This window comes from Citrobacter sp. S-77 (genome assembly GCF_963864895.1).
Lineage (GTDB): Bacteria > Pseudomonadota > Gammaproteobacteria > Enterobacterales > Enterobacteriaceae > Citrobacter > Citrobacter murliniae.
In genome coordinates this window covers 1,116,016-1,134,873 of the sequence record NZ_CAWLWU010000002.1, presented here as the reverse complement: position 1 = coordinate 1,134,873, position 18,858 = coordinate 1,116,016, and the positions used below count along the sequence as shown (strand labels likewise).

General features: G+C 54.2%; 15 protein-coding genes. 5 read left to right on the top strand and 10 right to left on the bottom strand.

The window, feature by feature from the left end; genetic code table 11:
* Positions 1-111: 111 nt before the first annotated feature.
* Positions 112-1,200: an oxidoreductase gene (locus AACS05_RS05895; protein WP_045440990.1), complete on the top strand. Its 1,089-nt coding sequence runs from the start codon at positions 112-114 to the stop codon at positions 1,198-1,200.
* Positions 1,201-1,211: 11 nt separating this feature from the next.
* Here AACS05_RS05895 and AACS05_RS05890 read toward each other — a convergent pair whose 3' ends face one another.
* From AACS05_RS05890 to entC, 7 genes are all read right to left on the bottom strand, one after another.
* On the bottom strand, positions 1,212-1,409 hold the full coding sequence (locus tag AACS05_RS05890; protein ID WP_045440988.1) for a YbdD/YjiX family protein: 198 nt from the start codon (positions 1,407-1,409) through the stop codon (positions 1,212-1,214).
* A gap of 63 nt (positions 1,410-1,472) precedes the next feature.
* Entirely contained in the window at positions 1,473-3,578 is a 2,106-nt protein-coding gene (gene cstA / locus AACS05_RS05885) for a pyruvate/proton symporter CstA (RefSeq protein WP_045440986.1), read from the bottom strand.
* Between the two features lie 184 nt (positions 3,579-3,762).
* Positions 3,763-4,176 (bottom strand): proofreading thioesterase EntH, encoded by a 414-nt coding sequence (entH, locus tag AACS05_RS05880; RefSeq protein WP_045449489.1) that lies wholly within the window; start codon positions 4,174-4,176, stop codon positions 3,763-3,765.
* A 2-nt stretch (positions 4,177-4,178) separates the two neighbouring features.
* Positions 4,179-4,934 carry a 2,3-dihydro-2,3-dihydroxybenzoate dehydrogenase EntA gene (gene entA / locus AACS05_RS05875; protein ID WP_045440984.1) on the bottom strand — a complete coding sequence of 252 codons (756 nt, stop codon included), beginning with the start codon at positions 4,932-4,934 and terminating at the stop codon, positions 4,179-4,181.
* Complete coding sequence (locus tag AACS05_RS05870; RefSeq protein WP_045440982.1) at positions 4,934-5,791, bottom strand: isochorismatase; 858 nt, start codon at positions 5,789-5,791, stop codon at positions 4,934-4,936. The genes entA and AACS05_RS05870 overlap by 1 nt, the downstream gene beginning before the upstream one ends.
* Positions 5,792-5,804: 13 nt before the next feature.
* The gene (gene entE, locus AACS05_RS05865) at positions 5,805-7,415 is read right to left on the bottom strand and encodes a (2,3-dihydroxybenzoyl)adenylate synthase EntE (RefSeq protein WP_045440980.1); all 1,611 of its coding nucleotides are present in this window, start codon (positions 7,413-7,415) and stop codon (positions 5,805-5,807) included.
* 156 nt (positions 7,416-7,571) lie between these two features.
* Positions 7,572-8,747: an isochorismate synthase EntC gene (gene entC / locus AACS05_RS05860; RefSeq protein ID WP_045440978.1), complete on the bottom strand. Its 1,176-nt coding sequence runs from the start codon at positions 8,745-8,747 to the stop codon at positions 7,572-7,574.
* A 188-nt stretch (positions 8,748-8,935) separates the two neighbouring features.
* Between entC and fepB the strand changes: the two genes are divergently transcribed.
* A complete protein-coding gene (gene fepB, locus AACS05_RS05855) occupies positions 8,936-9,895 on the top strand; it encodes a Fe2+-enterobactin ABC transporter substrate-binding protein (protein ID WP_045440976.1) in 960 nt (319 codons plus the stop codon).
* A gap of 74 nt (positions 9,896-9,969) precedes the next feature.
* On the opposite strand, the gene entS is transcribed toward fepB, so the two are convergent.
* A complete protein-coding gene (entS, locus tag AACS05_RS05850) occupies positions 9,970-11,214 on the bottom strand; it encodes an enterobactin transporter EntS (protein WP_045440974.1) in 1,245 nt (414 codons plus the stop codon).
* A gap of 154 nt (positions 11,215-11,368) precedes the next feature.
* On the opposite strand from entS, the gene fepD reads away from it, so the two are divergent.
* Genes fepD through fepC form a run of 3 tightly spaced genes read left to right on the top strand, consistent with a single transcriptional unit; the run spans position 11,369 to position 14,159 of the window.
* Positions 11,369-12,376, top strand: coding sequence for a Fe(3+)-siderophore ABC transporter permease (fepD, locus tag AACS05_RS05845; protein WP_045440972.1), 1,008 nt, complete (start codon positions 11,369-11,371; stop codon positions 12,374-12,376).
* A complete protein-coding gene (gene fepG, locus AACS05_RS05840) occupies positions 12,373-13,365 on the top strand; it encodes an iron-enterobactin ABC transporter permease (protein ID WP_045440970.1) in 993 nt (330 codons plus the stop codon). The genes fepD and fepG overlap by 4 nt, the downstream gene beginning before the upstream one ends.
* Complete coding sequence (gene fepC, locus AACS05_RS05835; protein WP_045440968.1) at positions 13,362-14,159, top strand: iron-enterobactin ABC transporter ATP-binding protein; 798 nt, start codon at positions 13,362-13,364, stop codon at positions 14,157-14,159. Before fepG ends, fepC begins: the two co-directional genes overlap by 4 nt.
* Before the next feature lie 45 nt (positions 14,160-14,204).
* Here the strand turns inward: fepC and wzz(fepE) are convergent, their stop codons facing one another.
* Together wzz(fepE) and AACS05_RS05825 are read right to left on the bottom strand one after the other, a co-directional pair.
* Positions 14,205-15,338: an LPS O-antigen length regulator Wzz(fepE) gene (gene wzz(fepE), locus AACS05_RS05830; RefSeq protein WP_045440950.1), complete on the bottom strand. Its 1,134-nt coding sequence runs from the start codon at positions 15,336-15,338 to the stop codon at positions 14,205-14,207.
* Positions 15,339-15,683: 345 nt separating this feature from the next.
* Positions 15,684-18,858, bottom strand: a 3,175-nt coding sequence (locus AACS05_RS05825) for an enterobactin synthase subunit F (protein WP_045440948.1), incomplete at its 5' end; no start/stop codon positions are given.

Here is an 18,858-nt window from a genome sequence, read left to right as displayed (position 1 = left end):
TGTTGTTGTTGAAGCCACTATAACACGATGCTAGTATTTGGCAATCAAGACGTTCAGACGTCTATATAAAAATAACCTGCCTCGACAGGACAGCCAAAAGGACAACACAACATGAGTAATACCGAGATTCGCGTCGTCACCGGCCCGGCCAATTATTTTTCCCATACCGGTAGCCTTTCCAGGCTGGAAGATTTTTTCTCTGCCGGGCAACTCGCGCGCGCCGTCTGGGTTTATGGCGAACGGGCCATCGCCGCTGCCCGTCCCTGGCTGCCCGAGGCGTTTAATCTCACCGGTGCAAAGCATCTGCTCTTTACCGGACATTGCAGTGAAACAGATGTGTGCCAACTGGCAAAAGATGCGGGAGATGACCGCAGCATAGTGATTGGCGTGGGCGGCGGAGCACTGCTCGACACGGCTAAAGCGCTGGCTCGTCGGTTGAATTTACCTTTCGTGGCAATCCCAACCATTGCCGCCACCTGCGCGGCCTGGACTCCCCTCTCTGTCTGGTATAACGATGCCGGTCAGGCACTGCATTTCGAAATATTCGATGATGCCAATTTCCTGGTGCTGGTGGAGCCGCGGATCCTACTTAATGCACCGGAGGAGTATTTACTGGCGGGTATCGGTGACACGCTGGCGAAGTGGTATGAAGCCGTCGTACTTGCGCCACAACCCGAAACCTTGCCACTAACCGTACGTCTTGGGCTCAACGGCGCACTGGCGATCCGCGACGTCCTGCTCGAAAGCAGCGAACAGGCGCTGGCAGATAAACAGCGCGGCGAACTGACCCAGGCTTTTTGCGATGTGGTGGATGCGATTATTGCTGGTGGTGGAATGGTTGGTGGTCTGGGTGAGCGTTACACTCGCGTGGCAGCAGCACATTCGGTACATAATGGCCTGACCGTGCTCCCACAGACGGAGAAATTTTTACATGGCACCAAAGTGGCGTACGGCATACTGGTGCAGAGCGCGCTGCTGGGACAAGACGATGTGCTGGCGCAATTGATTGCCGCTTATCAGCGCTTCAATTTACCTACCCGGCTGGCCCAGTTAGAAGTAGATATCACTAACCACGCCGAGATCGATAAAGTGATTGCGCATACTCTGCGCCCGATGGAATCTATTCACGCGCTGCCGGTGACATTAACACCAGCAACCCTGCGTGCCGCATTTGAAAAGGTGGAGTCGTTTAGCGTGTGAGATGAAGAGCATTAACAGCAGCGTGCGCCGCCTTTCCCACCATAGCGCGCATCCTGCCGCTCACGGAAGAATTCCTCATAGCTCATAGGTGCCTGGTCCGGATGTGTGACGCGCATATGCTCAACATAATTGTCGTAATCTGGCACGCCAATCATTAATCGGGCGGTTTGGCCTAAATATTTGCCGGCTTTTGAGAGCGTTTCAAACATAGTAATTCCCTGTCGTACAAACGCCCTCCCCGTTCAGGAGAGGGCTTATTGGTTAAGAGAATTTTAGTGCGCGCCTTTCGCCTGCGCCACAATCTCTTCAACATTCTCTGGCATCGGTTCGTACGGTGTTTCTTTCGATGTTGGTTTGTCCTCTTTCAGTGCTGCCAGCGCTGTTTTGATGGAGAACAGACCCAGTACCACCACGACAACCATGAAGAAGACAGTCAGCCCGGCGTCAAGACGGTTGTTAAACACCAGTTGCGTGAGCTGTGACTGAGTATACTGCGCCGGAATGTTACCGCTGTCGATCATAGCCTGAAACTTGTTAGCGATAGCCAGGAAACCAATTTTCGCATCAGGGCTAAACGCTTTCTGCCAGCCAGCGGTCAGCGTACAAATCAGCAGCCACGCCGTTGGTACCAGGGCTACCCATGCGTAACGCTGGCGCTTCATCTTGAACAAGACCACGGCACACAGCATCAGCGCCATACCTGCCAGCATCTGGTTGGCGATACCAAACAGCGGCCACAAAGTGTTGATACCACCTAATGGATCCACCACGCCCTGGTGCAGGAAGTAACCCCAGGCCAGTACGCATAGCGCTGTCGCCAGCAGGTTAGCAGGCAGCGAGTCGGTACGCTTCAGGCTCGGCGACACCACGCCCAGCAAGTCTTGCAGCATAAAGCGCGCGGCTCGTGTACCGGCATCAACCGCCGTCAGAATAAACAACGCCTCAAACAGAATGGCGAAGTGATACCAGAACGCAACATCCATCATGCCACCCAGCGCACCGTGCAGAATGTACGCCATCCCCACAGCCAGCGTTGGTGCACCACCTGCGCGGGAAATAATGGATTGCTCCCCGACCTCATTGGCGATTTGATGCAGAGTATCCGGGGTGATCGCAAAGCCCCAACTGCTCACTACCTGTGCTGCAGAAGCCACCACATCTACTGTACCCGCCGGAGCCAGCACCGCCATCGGGCTGTTCATCGCAAAGTAAACGCCCGGATCGATGATACAGGCGGAGACCAGCGCCATAATGGCGACAAAGGACTCCATCAACATCCCACCGTAGCCGATAAAACAGGCCTGCCCTTCATTCGCCAGCATCTTCGGCGTAGTACCGGAAGCGATCAGCGCATGGAAGCCAGACACCGCCCCGCAGGCAATAGTAATAAACAGGAACGGGAACAGGTTACCTGTCCACACCGGACCGGTACCGTCAACGAACTTGGTTAACGCAGGCATGGTCAGCGTCGGGCGCATGATCAAAATACCCACCGCCAGGCCAACAATCGTCCCGATTTTCAGGAAGGTAGAGAGGTAATCACGCGGAGCCAGCAGCAGCCATACCGGAAGCACGGCTGCCACAAAACCGTAGCCCACCAGCATCCAGGTCAGTTGCACGCCGGTAAAGTCAAAGTACGGTGCCCAGGTCGGGCTTTCAGCAACCCAACCGCCGGAAATAATGGCAAATACCAGGAACACCAGGCCAATGACTGACACTTCACCAATGCGACCTGGACGCAGATAGCGCAGATAAACGCCCATAAAGATCGCCAGCGGGATGGTGAACGCCACGGTGTAGGTTCCCCACGGGCTGTGAGTCAGCGCTTTGACGACGATCATCGCCAGTACCGCGAGGATAATCACCATAATCATGAAGCATGCCACCAGCGCAATAACGCCTGCCGTCGGCCCCATCTCTTCTTTCACCAGTTCGCCAAGGGAACGGCCATCGCGACGGGTTGAAACGAACAGCACCATAAAGTCCTGCACCGCGCCCGCCAGAACTACCCCGGCCAGCAGCCAGATCATCCCCGGCAGATAGCCCATCTGCGCCGCCAGCACCGGACCGACTAACGGACCTGCCCCGGCGATTGCCGCAAAATGGTGACCAAACAGCACTTTTTTATCGGTGGGAACATAATCCAGACCGTCGTTATGGCGTACGGCTGGCGTCATACGCGTCGGGTCAAGCGCCAGTACATTTTTAGCGATGTACAGGCCATAAAAACGATAGGCAATAAGATAGACACAGACCGACGCTACCACTATCCACAGCGCGTTGATCTGTTCACCACGGTTTAACGCAATATATCCCAGGGCAAATGCTCCCATGACGGAGAGCAATGTCCAGACGAGGTATTTCCCTGATTTGTTCATAGTTGTTATCCGTTTGCGTGTTCCAGAAAGATGTTACATTTTGTTTCTATAACATCTTTTCCGGATTTAACAACCTGACAACCACATAAACCCGAGACACTACTGACTATTTACATTGCATTGTTAACTAGATCACTTCATTTACCTGTTAACAATGCAATTTCATTTTACTCTGTCGGCAACTTCACCCCATCACCGCAGTTCCTAAACGACAGGTACAGCAGCGACGTCCCTGCTCATCAAAAATCACGATTTCCCAGCTTTGGTTTTGACGACCGAGATGCAACGGCTGGCAAACACCACGCACTTTTCCCTGCGAAACCGCGCGATGGTGCGTCGCGTTCAACTCCGTGCCCACCACACATTGTCCGTCGCGAGTCATCAGGTAGCCCGCCATCGATCCCAGCGTTTCCGCCAGCGCCGCCGACGCGCCACCATGCAGCAGACCAAACGGCTGATGGGTACGAGCATCCACCGGCATTTCGGCTTCCAGTACATCATCACCCAGTCGGGTATAGTTGATACCTAAATGCGCAACCAGCGTGTTCTGACTGGTTGCATTCAGTTCATCAAGGGTTAAATGTCGTTTCCAGATCATCGTCATGCTCCCAGCGTAGAGCCGCCGTCCACCACGATATCCTGCAAAGTAATATGGCTGGCCAGATCGGAGGCGAGGAATAAAATGGTGTTGGCAATTTCCTGCGGACGGGCGATTTTCCCTAACGGAATACCGAGCTTAAACTGCTCGCCAAACCCACGAATACGCTGCTGTTCGGCGTCATCACTGACCCACAACGTACGCTGCATATCAGTATCGGTCGATCCAGGAGAAACCACATTACAGCGCACACCGCTGCCTGCCAGTTCCAGACCGACAGTCAGTGCCAGGCTTTTCAGCGCGGCTTTTGACGCCCCATAAGCACTCATACCGATCCGCGACGTGTGCGCTGCATCAGAAGCTACGGTCACTATCGCCCCGCCCTGCTGGCGACGAAACTGCGCCATCGTCTGCTGAAACAGATTAAACGCGCCACCGACATTGACAGCAAACGTCTGCTGCCAGTCTTCCTGGCTCAGTGCGTCGGTTGGCCCCATACGCAAAATCCCAGCGGCATTGACCAGCACATCCAGCCGCTCACTCTTTTGCAACACGCGCTGACACACCTCAGCCACCTGCCCGGCATTTGCCACATCCAACACTTCAGTGGCAAACGGGTACACATCCTGAGAAAACTCACGATCAAACCCTGTTACCCGCGCACCGGCGTCAACAAACGCCAGTGCCGTGGTGTAACCAATACCTTTACCTGCGCCAGTCACCCAGACAGTTTTACCTGCGAAATCAAACCCGGCCATTACTTCACCTCGCGGGAAAGCAGTTTCCACCAGGCGTCAATCGTCGGATTTTTCGCCAGCATCACGAAGTCGATATCGCTATGCACTTTACGCCAGCGTGCCGCCAGCGCCATCATACGCACTGAATCCAGACCGTAGTCGATTAGATTTTCATCATCCATCGGCTCATCGGACTCATCCAGCAGCGGCAGAATAACGCTGCGTAGTGCCTCTTTACTGGTGGGAACAGGTGTCGGCAATAACTCCTGCGTCATCACCACGCGACCGGAACGCCCTGCCACATATTTCAGCGACATCATGTGTTCGTCACGACTAAAGTCCGCCAGCGCATCGGCCACCATAAACGGCTTGATATCGCGCATAAAGGCATCCGTTGCCGTAGTCATACACCCGATATGGGCATAAACGCCGGTAATAATCAGCTGATTACGTCCGGTCTCTTTCAGCATCTGTTCCAGCGGAGAGCGATGGAATGCGCTGTAACGCCATTTCACCAGAATGGTATCCGCTTCGTCCGGCGCCAGCGCATCAACGATTTTTTGCTGCTCAGGCGAGCGTGTCAGACCCGGTCCCCACATATCATTAAGCAGGGCCCGATCTTCATCGCTCTGATCTTTCGGCTGTGCGGTGTAATAGACGGGGATATTGTGTTCTTTGCAGTACTGGCGCAGCGCGGCGATGTTCGCCACCACCTGCTTCATCATCGGGCAATTTTCGCCCCAGAAGCTGATAAAGTAATCCTGCATATCGTGTACCAACAGCGCAGCACGCTCTGGTTCAAACGCCCAGTCGACTTTGTTCACCGGAACATCAAGCGCTGTGGGCAGTGCATAAGCCTGCAGTTTAGGAATCGCCATCTTTTATTCTCCTTCAGGCCAGTGAGCGTGATGCCAGCCACTGACGTAATTGTTTTTTATCCACTTTACCGACCGGGGTCAGCGGCAATGACTCAACGCACTCCACACGGTCCGGTAATTTGAACTCCGCCACGCCCTGCTCGCGCAGAAAACGACGTACCTGTACCGCACGCAGCGGCTCTTTAACCACCAGCCAGGCACAGCTTTTCTCACCCATCAGCTCATCATCCATACTGACCAGCGCAGCGTGGATCACCGCCGGATGACGCAGTAACAGGTTTTCAATCTCTTCCGCGGCGATCTTCTCCCCACCCCGGTTGATCTGATCTTTCTCACGCCCTTGCACGGTGATGTAACCATCCTGATCGATAGAGATCAGATCGCCGGAGCAATAAAACCCGTTAGCATCAAACGCGCTGGCATTGTGCTCGGGGCTTTTGAAATAACCACGGAAAGTGTACGGGCCACGCGTCATCAGGCGTCCTGTTTCGCCCTGTGGTAAAGGGTTACCATCAGCATCCGCTACCCAGACTTCATCATCCGGACACATTGGCCGCCCCTGGGTATTGATGATGCGTTCCGGGCTGTCGTCCAGACGGGTGTAGTTCACCAGCCCTTCCGCCATACCAAAGACCTGCTGCAACTGGCAGCCAATTTCCGCCGGGATACGTGCCGCCAGCGTTGCGGAAAGTCGCGCCCCCCCCACCTGAAGCAGCGTCAGGGAAGCCAGTTGCGCATTGCTGCCCCACTCTCCAATCGCCTGTAGCCAAAGACTCACCGCGGGCGGCACCAGCGCCGTAACGTTAACCTGATGCTTTTCGATCAGCGGGAAGCACAGCGTCGCGCTCGGATCGGCCGCCAGTACCACGGTTCCACCCGCCAGGAATACGCCCAGCGAACCTGGTGAACTCATGGCGTAGTTATGCGCCGCCGGAATAGCGCACAAATAGCGCGTTTGCTCAGTAAAATGACAAATCTCATTACTGCGACGCACGCTGTAGTAGTAATCGTTATGAGTACGCGGGATCAGCTTTGGTGTGCCGGTGGTACCACCGGAAAGCTGGAAATACGCCACTTCATCGGCAGGCGACGGCGTGGCGCTAAAATCAGCAGCAGGCTGGCTTATCGCATTTTGCAGGTTGTGCTCGCCCTCATCATTGAGCAACAGCACCACGCGCACGGAGTTGTGCTGCGCTACAAACGTGTTCAGAAAATCGTCACCGGCGAACAGCGCGTGCTGGCGATCGGCAATCAGCAGCGCCGGCTCAATTTGTGTCGCATAAGCATTAAGCTCAGTTCTCTGATGGCTGAATAATGCAAAAACGGGCGCAACACCCAGCTTAAGCAGCGCAAAGAAAGTGATATACAACTCGGCCACATTGCCCAACTGCACCAGCGCAGTTTCTCCGGGTTTGATCCCCTGACGACGCAGACTGCAGGCGAGATTGTCAGCCGCCTGGTTAAGCTGGCGGTAACTAAGATGGCGTTCCCCATCAATGACTGCCGTGTGATCGCTGTCGGCATGGCGGGTTAAAATGTCAGTCAGTGGCAGATCCTGCCAGTAGCCTTTTTCACGGTAGCGACGGGCAAATTCTTCCGGCCAACGGGTGAAAGGAATACTCATCATCACTCCTTAGAGCCTGTCAATAAGGCGTATATTGTTGCAGCCAGTTTGCCCCTGGGCAGTGCTCACAATCCTCACGTACTACAAGTACGATCCGGTTGCTCCGCGCTGTCCGTGTCCAAACTGGCAAATAAAATAACCTGATGGACCAGGCTCTTAATGCAGTCCAAAAACATTCAACATAGTCGAAAGCTTGGCGCCAGTTTCGCGCCACTCCGCAACAGGAGATGAGGCAGGGACAATTCCGGCACCAGCGAAGAAACGCACCTGATTGCGCAGCAGTTTCGCGCAACGGATCGTGACCACCCATTCGCCATTACCTTCGGCATCACACCAACCGACGATGCCGCCAAACAGTTCACGGTCAAATGGCTCCAGTTCAGCGATCAATTTCGTGGCGACCTGATGCGGGAAGCCGCTCAGCGCAGGTGTTGGGTGCAGCAGGCATGCCAGCGTCAGCGCATTCTCCTGGGCGTTGGCTTTACCTTCAAACGGTGTACCGAGGTGCCAAAGCGTTGGTGTCGTCACCAGTTGAGGAGATGACGGGAGTTGCAGTTCACTACTGCGTTCGCGCAAAACCGTTTTCATCGCCTGCGTCACCAGTTCATGTTCATGTCGGTCTTTCTCGGAGGCCAGCAGGCGGATACCCGCTTCCCGATCCAGTACATCATCCGGCTGACGACGAGCAGAACCCGCCAGCGGCAGTGAGCTAAAATGTTCGCCTTCTTTACGTAACAGCAATTCAGGGCTGGCACCAAGCAGGACGCCACCATCTTCTAATGGCACATGGAAGTTGTAGCTCGCCGGATTTTGCGCCACCAGACGTTCCAGCAGCGCACCGCTGTCAATGACAGCATCCGTCTCGATATCGATCAGGCGTGACAGCACCACTTTGTCAACTTCCGGAGTTGCCGTCAGCGCTGCCGCCCGGGAAACCATCTGTTCAAAAAAGTCCTGTTCCGGGATCGATTTACGCTCAATGACGCTCAGTGACTGATGCGCGGTAAAGTAACGTGATGATTTTTGCTTCTCCGTGCGGGAGAAAGTCTGCCATGACTCAGGAATAAACAGTGATGACGGCTGGCGGGTGTCAAAAGGAATAGCTCCAACCATGATGGGGTTTGCGATACCGTGCGATTTAGCATCGGCAAACAGTGCGTGCATTTTCTGTTGGAAAGGGCTGTCTGGCGAATCGCCATCAATTGCCGGTTCCGCATAGCGGGCAAAGCATCCTGACGTCGTAAAGCTACGATACGGCGACATAAAGAAAAAATTGTCGGGAGCGAGAGTTGCCATAGTCTGCGTTTTTTCCTCGGCCAGTGACGTATCCATATCATCCTCCAAAAAATGATAAAGGTTTTAATAATGATTATCATTTATATTTTCGGTCGCTAACCTAAAAGCAAAGCGACAGCATGTCAACTCTTGCGGTAGCACAATGTGCGACTTAGGCTTGCATACCTGTCCCGTAACAATGAAAATGAGAAGCATTAACTACATTGATAACAGGAAGCTTATTTGTGAGACTCCCCGCTTTTTACCGCACTGCGCTCTTACTGGTTGGACTGTCTATTTCAGGAATTTCTTTAAGTCATGCCGCTGACTGGCCGCGTCAGGTTACCGACAGCCGGGGGACGCACACGTTGGAACAAAAGCCTCAACGTATTGTTTCCACCAGCGTCACTCTGACCGGCTCTCTGCTGGCCATTGATGCGCCCATCATCGCCAGCGGCGCTACCACGCCAAACAATCGCATTGGTGACGCTCAGGGATTTTTACGCCAGTGGAGTGACGTGGCAAAAGCCCGCAAGCTGAGCCGCCTGTATATTGGTGAACCGAGCGCCGAAGCCGTTGCGGCACAAATGCCCGACCTGATTCTGATCAGCGCCACCGGAGGAGATTCCGCTCTCGCGCTCTACGATCAACTTTCCACCATTGCCCCAACGCTTATCATTAATTACGACGACAAAAGCTGGCAATCACTGCTGACGCAGTTAGGTGAAATCACCGGTCATGAGGAACAGGCAGCGGCGCGTATTGCCGAGTTTGATAAACAACTGCTGGCGGTCAAACAGCGTATTACCCTGCCGCCGCAGCCTGTTAGCGCACTGGTGTATACCGCTGCCGCGCATAGCGCCAATCTGTGGACACCAGAGTCTGCGCAGGGCAAGCTGATGGAACAATTGGGATTCACACTGGCACCACTGCCTGCCGGACTGCACACCAGCCAGAGCCAGGGTAAACGTCACGATATCATCCAGCTTGGTGGTGAAAACCTGGCGACAGGTCTGAACGGTGAAGCGTTGTTTCTGTTTGCGGGAGACAGCAAAGACGCTGACGCCATTTACGCGAATCCCCTGCTTGCACACCTGCCTGCAGTGCAAAATAAACGCGTTTACGCGCTGGGAACCGAAACATTCCGTCTGGATTACTACAGCGCCACACTGTTACTACAACGTCTCGCTGCACTGTTTAGTTAAGTCGAAGCCGCTTTACATCATTGCCGGGTGAAGGCTTTGCCTTACCCGGCTTAGGGCACAGGTCAGATAAACCCTCAGGCGATATCGGGTTCTGGCGGTGCCTGACGGAATCGACGTAGTTCCCCCAGTAACAGCAGCAATAACAGGCCAACAATTACCAGACCAAATCCACTGACGCTCGCCGATGCTACCGGCGTCATCATCGCGCCCAGGCCGCCTAACAGCGCCGCACCAATGGCATCTCCGGTCACATTTTGCGCGGTCCACAAACCGTTAATTCTCCCGAGCATCGCTTCCGGCGTCTGCGTCTGTAACATCGTGTACTGCAACAGAGAACTGACCGCACTCAGCCAGCCGAACAGCGCGAGGCAGATAACGCCCAGCGCCCAGACCGGCATCAACGCAAACAATCCGATGGCGAAGAAAGAGGCCACGGTAGAGGCCAGCATGATTAAACCAGGGCGAACGCTGTGCGCCAGTTGCCCACTGGTCAATGCCCCCACTGCGGCACCCAGCGGAATGGCGGCATACAGCAGACCAATCTGTGCGGCAGACATCTGCCAGCCGATGGCCAGCGCGGGGTAAAGGACACGCACCGCACTGGCCATCGTCAGAAGGCCGCCAAGCAACGCAATGCCGCCGATCAGCGGGCTGGCGAGCAGAAAGCGAAACGCCGCCAGCAGCGATTTGAGCGGGTGTTCACGTGGTTGCGGTGGCGGTGGCAATGCAGGAAGACTGAGCAGCGGCAGCAAGGTAATAAAGGTTCCCGCGGCTGCCAAACCATAGTTCCACTCAACGCCGCCGGTGGCGAGTAATACCCCGCCAATCATCGGTGAAATAACCGACCCGAGACGTACCGTTAGCATGGTAATCGCCCCGGCCTGCATCAGATTTTCACGCCCAACCAGCGCTGGAGTCGCCGCCAGCAGCGCCGTCACACCCAGCGAGGCAAAAAAACCGTCCCATAAGCCCAGAATATAAATAGCCAGCAGTGAAGGCTCCGGGAGTAGCGCATTCAGGCACAGACCAATAAACCCGATACCACAGGTTCCGCGTGCCAGCAGGATCACCTTTTTGCGCTCATAACGATCGGCCAGTACACCACCAACCATCAGACCAATAAACATTGCGCTACCGGTTAACGTCACCGACAGACCGACCTGCCAGGTAGACTGGGTCATCATCTGGATCTGTACCGGAACCGCGACGCCGAGTAGTCCCAGAGAGACGATGGAAATAAAACGAGCAAGGAAGACTGCGCGAAATGCAGGATGAGTCTTTAACAGGCTGAGATTTAGCAGCCAGGGTTTTCTATTCATTACAAAGCCTTAAGATACATGCTCTCATTGAGGTCGCAGCCTGAAGAATGAGGTGCATACCTGTTTTTTTAAATATCCATTCTGTGGCTGCACATGCTAACATACCCAAATAAGATCGATAACGATAATTACTATCATTATCAGGGAAGTTGATATGTCATGCTCTGTTTCCGTGACACGCGCCTTTGCCGTGCCCGGACTATTGTTATTACTTGTTCTCTCCACCGCATTAAGTCTGGTTATTGGCGCCAGGTCGATACCCGCGTCTGTGGTTCTGGATGCGCTGACCGGCACCTGTCAAAGTGCTGATTGCACCATCGTGCTGGATGCGCGACTTCCGCGCACGCTGGCAGGACTCCTTGCAGGCGGTGCGCTGGGATTGGCTGGCGCATTAATGCAGACGCTCACACGTAACCCACTTGCCGATCCAGGCATTCTCGGTGTCAATTCCGGGGCCAGCTTTGCCATTGTGCTGGGTGCATCGCTGTTCGGTTTTTCCTCCCCGCAAGAGCAGTTGCTGATGGCCTTTTCCGGAGCGCTGGCCGCGTCGCTGATTGTGGCATTTACCGGCAGTCAGGGTGGAGGACAGTTAAGCCCGGTGCGTCTGACGCTGGCAGGTGTCGCGCTGGGGGCAGTGCTGGAGGGATTATCCAGCGGTATCGCCCTGCTCAACCCGGACGTCTATGATCAGCTGCGTTTCTGGCAAGCGGGATCGCTGGATATTCGTAGCCTGCAAACGTTGAAAGTGGTGCTGGCTCCGGTGCTTATTGCCGGTGCTGTCGCGTTGTTTCTGAGCCGTTCCCTGAATAGCCTGAGCCTGGGAAGCGATACCGCTACCGCGTTGGGCAGCAAAGTCGCCCGCACCCAACTTATAGGTCTGTTGGTGATTACCGTACTGTGCGGTAGCGCAACCGCTATTGTCGGTCCTATCGCCTTTATCGGCCTGATGATGCCACATATGGCACGCTGGCTGGTGGGAGCCGATCATCGCTGGTCGCTACCAGTGACCCTACTCGCAACCCCCTCTTTGCTGCTGATTGCCGATATCATCGGTCGTCTGATTGTCCCCGGCGAATTGCGCGTCTCCGTAGTCAGCGCGTTTATCGGCGCACCGGTACTGATCTTCCTGGTCCGGCGTAAACAACGCGGAGGTGGTGCATGATGCATTTTCCCCGCAGATTACTTATCAGTTGTCTGCTGCTGATTGTGGGCTGCCTCGCAGTCGGATTGTGGAGCCTACGTAGCGGCGTCGTAACGCTGGAAACCCAACAGATTATTGCCGCTCTGCTGGGCGATGCGCCGCGCAGCATTACACTGGTTGTGACCGAATGGCGTTTACCGCGCGTATTGATGGCGCTGTTGATTGGTGCGGCCCTGGGCGTTAGCGGCGCGATATTCCAGTCGCTGATGCGTAACCCACTGGGCAGTCCGGACGTAATGGGCTTCAATACCGGAGCCTGGAGCGGTGTTCTGGTAGCAATGGTGTTATTTGGTCAGCATCTTACCGCTATCGCGCTGGCGGCGATGCTCGGCGGGATCCTGACCTCACTGGTGGTCTGGGCGCTGGCATGGCGTAATGGTATCGACACTTTCCGACTTATCATTATCGGTATCGGCATTCGTGCCATGCTGGTGGCGTTTAATACCTGGCTGCTGCTGAAGGCGTCTTTAGAAACCGCGTTGACGGCTGGATTGTGGAACGCCGGATCGCTCAACGGTCTGACCTGGGCTAAAACCTGGCCTTCTGCACCGCTGATTATCGTGATGTTGGTATGTGCCGCACTGCTGGTGCGCCGTCTGCGCTTGTTAGAAATGGGCGATGACAGCGCCTGCGCGCTGGGAGTCAGCGTAGAACGCTCGCGTCTGATGATGATGCTGGTTGCGGTTGTTCTGACCGCTGCAGCCACTGCGCTGGCTGGCCCAATTTCTTTTATTGCACTTGTCGCACCGCATATTGCCCGCCGGCTTAGCGGCACGGCACGTTGGGGATTAACCCAGTCAGCACTGTGCGGAGCGTTGCTACTGCTGATGGCCGATTTATGCGCCCAACAGCTATTTATGCCTTATCAGCTTCCGGTTGGCGTTGTCACCGTAAGCCTCGGCGGTATTTATCTTATCGTCTTGTTAATTCAGGAGTCCCGCAAAAAATGACCGAATCAGTAGCCCGTTTGCGTGGCGACCAGTTAACGCTGGGTTATGGCAAATTTACCGTGGCAGAAAACCTTAATGTATCAATTCCCGACGGCCACTTTACCGCAATAATTGGCCCTAACGGCTGCGGTAAGTCGACGCTGTTACGCACGTTAAGCCGCCTGATGACGCCTGAACACGGCAAGGTCTGGCTGGACGGGGAGCATATTCAGCACTACGCCAGTAAAGAGGTCGCGCGCAGAATTGGTCTGTTAGCACAAAACGCCACCACGCCTGGCGATATTACCGTACAGGAGCTGGTTGCCCGCGGTCGCTACCCGCATCAGCCGTTATTTACCCGTTGGCGCCAAGAAGATGAAAACGCAGTGGCAAATGCTATGCAAGCCACGGGCATCACCCACCTGGCGGCACAAAGTGTGGATACCCTTTCCGGTGGACAGCGTCAGCGCGCATGGATAGCGATGGTGCTGGCACAGGAAACATCCATTATGTTGCTTGATGAGCCAACCACCTGGCTGGATATCAGCCATCAGATCGATCTGCTGGAACTGCTGAGCGAGCTAAATCGTGAGAAAGGATATACGCTGGCCGCTGTTCTGCACGACCTTAATCAGGCCTGTCGCTATGCCACGCACCTGATTGCACTTCGTGATGGAAAAATCATTGCCGAGGGTGCGCCAAAAGAGATTGTCACGGCGGAACTCATCGAAAAAATCTATGGATTGCGTTGTATGATTATTGATGATCCCGTTGCAGGAACACCGTTAGTAGTGCCGCTTGGGCGCAAGAAATAACGGGATGTAGTGTATGGCGACATTTCTGCCGCCATACAAAATCACTCACACCAACGACTGCCCCAGGAATTCTGCATTGTGTTTACGATGCATCATGGCATGGCTCAGCAACACCCCACCGCACGCTATCATTCCACCAAGCAAAGCTGCCAGAATAATGATCATCGATTTAGCCGGTCCATCTTTTTTCACCGGTAGTGAAGGTGAACGTTGATATTTAAACGGCGTAAAATTGACGTCATTCACATTCGTCGATAACAGCTGTTCAACGTGATATTGGCGATTACGTAATTCACCGTTAATTTCCGCAACATCTGTTACCGATTTTTCTATTTCTAATTTACGCGTAATGCCATCAGCACCCAATGAAATAGAGAAATCAGGGTCATCCTTCACCGCCTGGCCATTGCTGTAAACGGGTTTTTTAATTCCCGCAGCATTAGCAATCTCCAGCGAGTAGTTTAGTCGCTGAATATTCGCTTCCAGTTGATTCTTGAGCCTTACCCGATCCATTTCGAGTCTTTCTTTCTCAAAGCTGGTTTTAATGGCCAGTTTGTTGCGAATATCCTCAAGCGTTTCTTTCTCAGTAAGATCGGAAATGTACTGGATATAGCCGGTCAGTACCGCCTGTGCTTCTTCTGCTAATGGTGCAGTAAAACTCAACGTCCATGCGGTATAGAGCGCGGTTTCATTTTTTTTACTCAAATTGCTGTCAACCGCTGTCATTTTTTCACTGAGCCTTACGATCGCCCGATGAAGATCCATTTCGTCGAAATCGGCACCCTTCAATTGTTCTAATACATAGGGTGAAGAGCGCAGATATTCTTCCAAAAGTAATGGAGACTGGAATTTTTTGATAAACAGGTTAAACACATCCCCACGACTGACGCTAATGTCCATGTCGAGCACACGTAATTTGGTTAACGTATTCTCAAGTTCCTGCCACTGAACAGGTTCTGCTGGCGTTACAACCGCCTCGCTGGTCCATTTTTGAGGAAGCAGAAAAGACACCAGAAGGCCTATGCAGGCAAATGCGAAAACGGTAGCGATGATTTTCGTCCTGGCTCGCCATAAAATCTCGATCAGGCCCACTAAATCAATTTCATTTCCATTTACTGTGGTTTGAGGATAAGCAGTGAATTCCGAATCTCTATCTTGCTTTATATTGAGTGATGACATTCTGTATAACCTGAAATCTTTGCCAAAAGAAAAATACTTCCTTAGCCGGAGTCTAACAGCTACTCAGAATTATCTGAAACAATCTTTACACGTAAATGCCTACCAAATGTTGTATTAGAAATTAATATCCTTTCCATTTACGTTTGAGACAAACAAAAAAACACACAAATTAATAACATATTTTTTACATCATGGATTTATTCAAATACCTCCCCCCAAAATTATTCGAGTTGCTTGAAGCCAGCAACTTATCGAACCCCCAGTCACTTACCTGATAAGCGACTGGGGTAACCAACACCCAAACAACTTGAAGTATGACGGGTATCTATCGCAATGCTGATTTGTTTACCGCTTATTGATCAACGCATTTATAACGGGACCTATCCTTTCAAATGCTGTCGGGGAAATAATATCGACATGCGCACAATCCTGGCTATATACCGCTAACTCCCCAACCCACGGAGCCCAGACTGTTTGCGGATCGGCCTGGCGCGTTTTCTCGGCGACAAATAACGTTGCTCTGCCATCAAATTTTGCGCTGTGCGCCGTAGTTAACAAACGAACCGCATCGGCGTAATTACCTTCGATAGCGCTGAATAATGCCTCCGAAGCATTCCCTTGTTGTGCAGCAAGAAAGGCCTCACGCTCACGATCGATTTCCGCCAGCACGGCAGGATCCAATCCATTAGCCTCTTTTTCCTGCCAGTTTTGCGTCTCCGGTGGCCAGGTATCCAGCAGACCAAGGAACGCGACGGTTTCCCCCCGGGCTCGCAAACGCGCCGCAATACCCTGCGCCAGCGTGCCACCCAACGAGTAGCCCAACAAATAGTAGGGACCATGAGGCTGTTGGCGCAGTAGCGTTGCCAGATGATGTTCACAGACCTCGTCGAGGTTTTCCGCCGTCTGCATTGGCCCATTCGGTCGCGGCGACTGGATGCCAATAATTGACCACTGCGACGTGAGATAACGTGACAGCACGCTAAATTGCCAGGCAAAGCCCGATGCCGGATGGAAGCAGAACAGCGTCGGACCATGACTCTCGCGCAACGGTAGCAGCGCTTCAAACCCCAGGCGCTGCGACTGTTCGTCATCAGCGCCGTCCAGCAATGCGCTCAGTTGTCCGACTGTGGAGGCAACCATAATCTGCCCCGGCGTAACCTGACGCGCAAAGAGCTGGCTCAGCTGCGCTGCCAGCTTCATTGCCAGCAACGAATGGCCACCAAGCGCAAAGAAGTCAGCGTCAACATCATTGACCTCACAGGCCAGCAAAGCTGAGAAGGCCTGGGCAATCATTGATTCCGTGCCAGGCTGCGGCGCGCGTCCTGGCGTTCGAGCCGCTAACTGCGGCATTGGCAGCGCTTTACGATCCAGCTTACCGTTAGCGCTAAGCGGCAATTCAGCCAGTTGTAACAGGACCGTCGGCACCATATGCGCAGGCAGTTTCTCGCGCAGACGCTCCTGCAAGGCAGGAATATCTAATGGTAAACCCGATTGAGACACCAGATATCCCACCAATTGTCGCGCATCGCCACCTGTCGCCGCTGCCTGGTTGAACACGCAGGCATGGGTAACAGCATGTTCAACATCGGGTAGCATCTGCATCACCCGGTCAATCTCGCCCAGCTCAATGCGCTGCCCGCGAATTTTTAGCTGGTCATCACTACGCCCAAGATACTCAACCGCTCCAGACTCAAGCCAGCGCGCCACGTCACCGGTACGATACATACGTTCACCCGGCGCAAACGGATCGGCGATAAAACGGCTCGCCGTCAGATCCGGTCGACCCAGATACCCTTGCGCCAGTTGGATCCCCGTCAGATACAGATCCCCCGCTACGCCGACAGGCACCGGGCGCATCATGGCGTCGAGGATCCGCAAGCCGGTGTTCCAGACCGGATAGCCAATCGGCACGCTGTTGCCGGTCACTGCGGCGAGTTCTTCACCCCAGGCCGGATACCAGCTCACATCGACTGCTGCTTCAGTTGGACCGTACAAATTGTGCAGCGGAGCATGCGTCAGTTGTTCCCACTCGCGGCATAACTCTGCCGGCAGGGCTTCACCGCTGCAGAATACCTGTTTCAGCGTGGCGCAGCTCTCCCGCGCCGTTTCCGGCGTCAGCGAAGCGACAAAAGCCGCCAGCATTGACGGCACAAAGTGCGTTGTCGTTATGCCATATTGCGCAAAGAAATGTTGCATCGCTATCGGGTCACGGTGAGCCTCAGGCTCAGCCATCACCAGTTTTGCACCGGCAATAAATGGCCAGAAAAACTCCCATACCGAAACATCAAAACTGCATGGCGTTTTTTGCGCCACCACATCGTCTGCCGTCAGCGGATAGTGATTTTGCATCCATAGCAGGCGGTTAACGATAGCGGTCTGCCCTACCATCACCCCCTTTGGTCTACCCGTCGATCCGGAGGTGAAAATGATATAGGCCGTATGGCCTGGTTGTGATAACGCCAATGGCGTGCAATCGCGCGCTGGCAGAGGCGCGTTGTAGCACAGGCTTTCCAGCCCAGGAATATCGCTAAAGCGCGCCAGCTGTTCATCGGTAGTGATTAACAGCGTGGGTTTAGCGTCTTCCAGCATCATCCGCAGACGATCGTCCGGATATCCGGTATCAAGCGGTAGCCAGGCGGCTCCGGCTTCGACAATACCGTGCAGCGCCAGGGTAAGGAAAACGGAACGTGGTAAGGCCACCGCCACGCTGTCTCCCGGCCGCACGCCGTGTTCGCGCAGAAGTTTTGCCAACGCAACCACCTGCTGGCGCATTTCGCGATAGCTGAACTGATAGCGGGCATCGGCCAGCGCCGGGGCATCCGGTGTTTTATCGCTTTGTGTCGCAATCAGCGCACTTAGCGTAGTGGACGGGATCTCAACTTCAGTATCGTTAATCTTCGCCAGCTGTGCGTGTTCTGTCGGCAGCAGCATCTCTGCCTCGCCGCAGCACAGCGCCGGATTTTCAGCAAACTGGTCGATAAGACCTGCTAAACGCGAGGCATGCTGTGTCAGCGTGGCTTCATCGTAGCGCTGTTTATTTGCCAGGATTTCAATGCTCAGGCCACCATTTTCATCCGGAAATAGCGCCAGTTCGAGATCGTTAACCGGCCCCGTCGCCAGCGTATGGGTTTGCGCCTGTACACCGGGAATGTCTAACTGATAGTCGAAAATTTTCACGTTCAGTACAGGACCAAACAACGGCTCCTCACCGGCGGCTCGCCCGCTGTCACGCACAATTTGCTCCGCATCGTAGCGCTGATGTCGGCGCATTTTCTTTAGCTGCCCGGCAAGGCGTTTCGCCAGTTCAGGCAGGCTTTCCGCCGCATCAAGACTGACGCCGAATGGCAGAACATTCAGTACCGGACCGGTTGCCGTTAACGCTGCTGACCCCATGCGTCGCATGAAGATAAACCCGGCGGCATAATCCATCCGGCTGCATAAACGTCCCAGCCATAATGCAACCAGAGCCAGTGCTAAATCCGCGCGCTGAACGTCGGGCATACGAGCGGCAAGCTGACGG

Bases quoted from the DNA above. Each gene is read 5' to 3' on its own strand.
- AACS05_RS05895 (WP_045440990.1), top strand. From the start codon at position 112: ATGAGTAATACCGAGATTCGCGTCGTCACCGGCCCGGCCAATTATTTT.
- AACS05_RS05890 (WP_045440988.1), bottom strand. From the start codon at position 1,409: ATGTTTGAAACGCTCTCAAAAGCCGGCAAATATTTAGGCCAAACCGCC.
- cstA (WP_045440986.1), bottom strand. From the start codon at position 3,578: ATGAACAAATCAGGGAAATACCTCGTCTGGACATTGCTCTCCGTCATG.
- entH (WP_045449489.1), bottom strand. From the start codon at position 4,176: ATGATCTGGAAACGACATTTAACCCTTGATGAACTGAATGCAACCAGT.
- entA (WP_045440984.1), bottom strand. From the start codon at position 4,934: ATGGCCGGGTTTGATTTCGCAGGTAAAACTGTCTGGGTGACTGGCGCA.
- AACS05_RS05870 (WP_045440982.1), bottom strand. From the start codon at position 5,791: ATGGCGATTCCTAAACTGCAGGCTTATGCACTGCCCACAGCGCTTGAT.
- entE (WP_045440980.1), bottom strand. From the start codon at position 7,415: ATGAGTATTCCTTTCACCCGTTGGCCGGAAGAATTTGCCCGTCGCTAC.
- entC (WP_045440978.1), bottom strand. From the start codon at position 8,747: ATGGATACGTCACTGGCCGAGGAAAAAACGCAGACTATGGCAACTCTC.
- entS (WP_045440974.1), bottom strand. From the start codon at position 11,214: ATGAATAGAAAACCCTGGCTGCTAAATCTCAGCCTGTTAAAGACTCAT.
- fepD (WP_045440972.1), top strand. From the start codon at position 11,369: ATGTCATGCTCTGTTTCCGTGACACGCGCCTTTGCCGTGCCCGGACTA.
- fepG (WP_045440970.1), top strand. From the start codon at position 12,373: ATGATGCATTTTCCCCGCAGATTACTTATCAGTTGTCTGCTGCTGATT.
- fepC (WP_045440968.1), top strand. From the start codon at position 13,362: ATGACCGAATCAGTAGCCCGTTTGCGTGGCGACCAGTTAACGCTGGGT.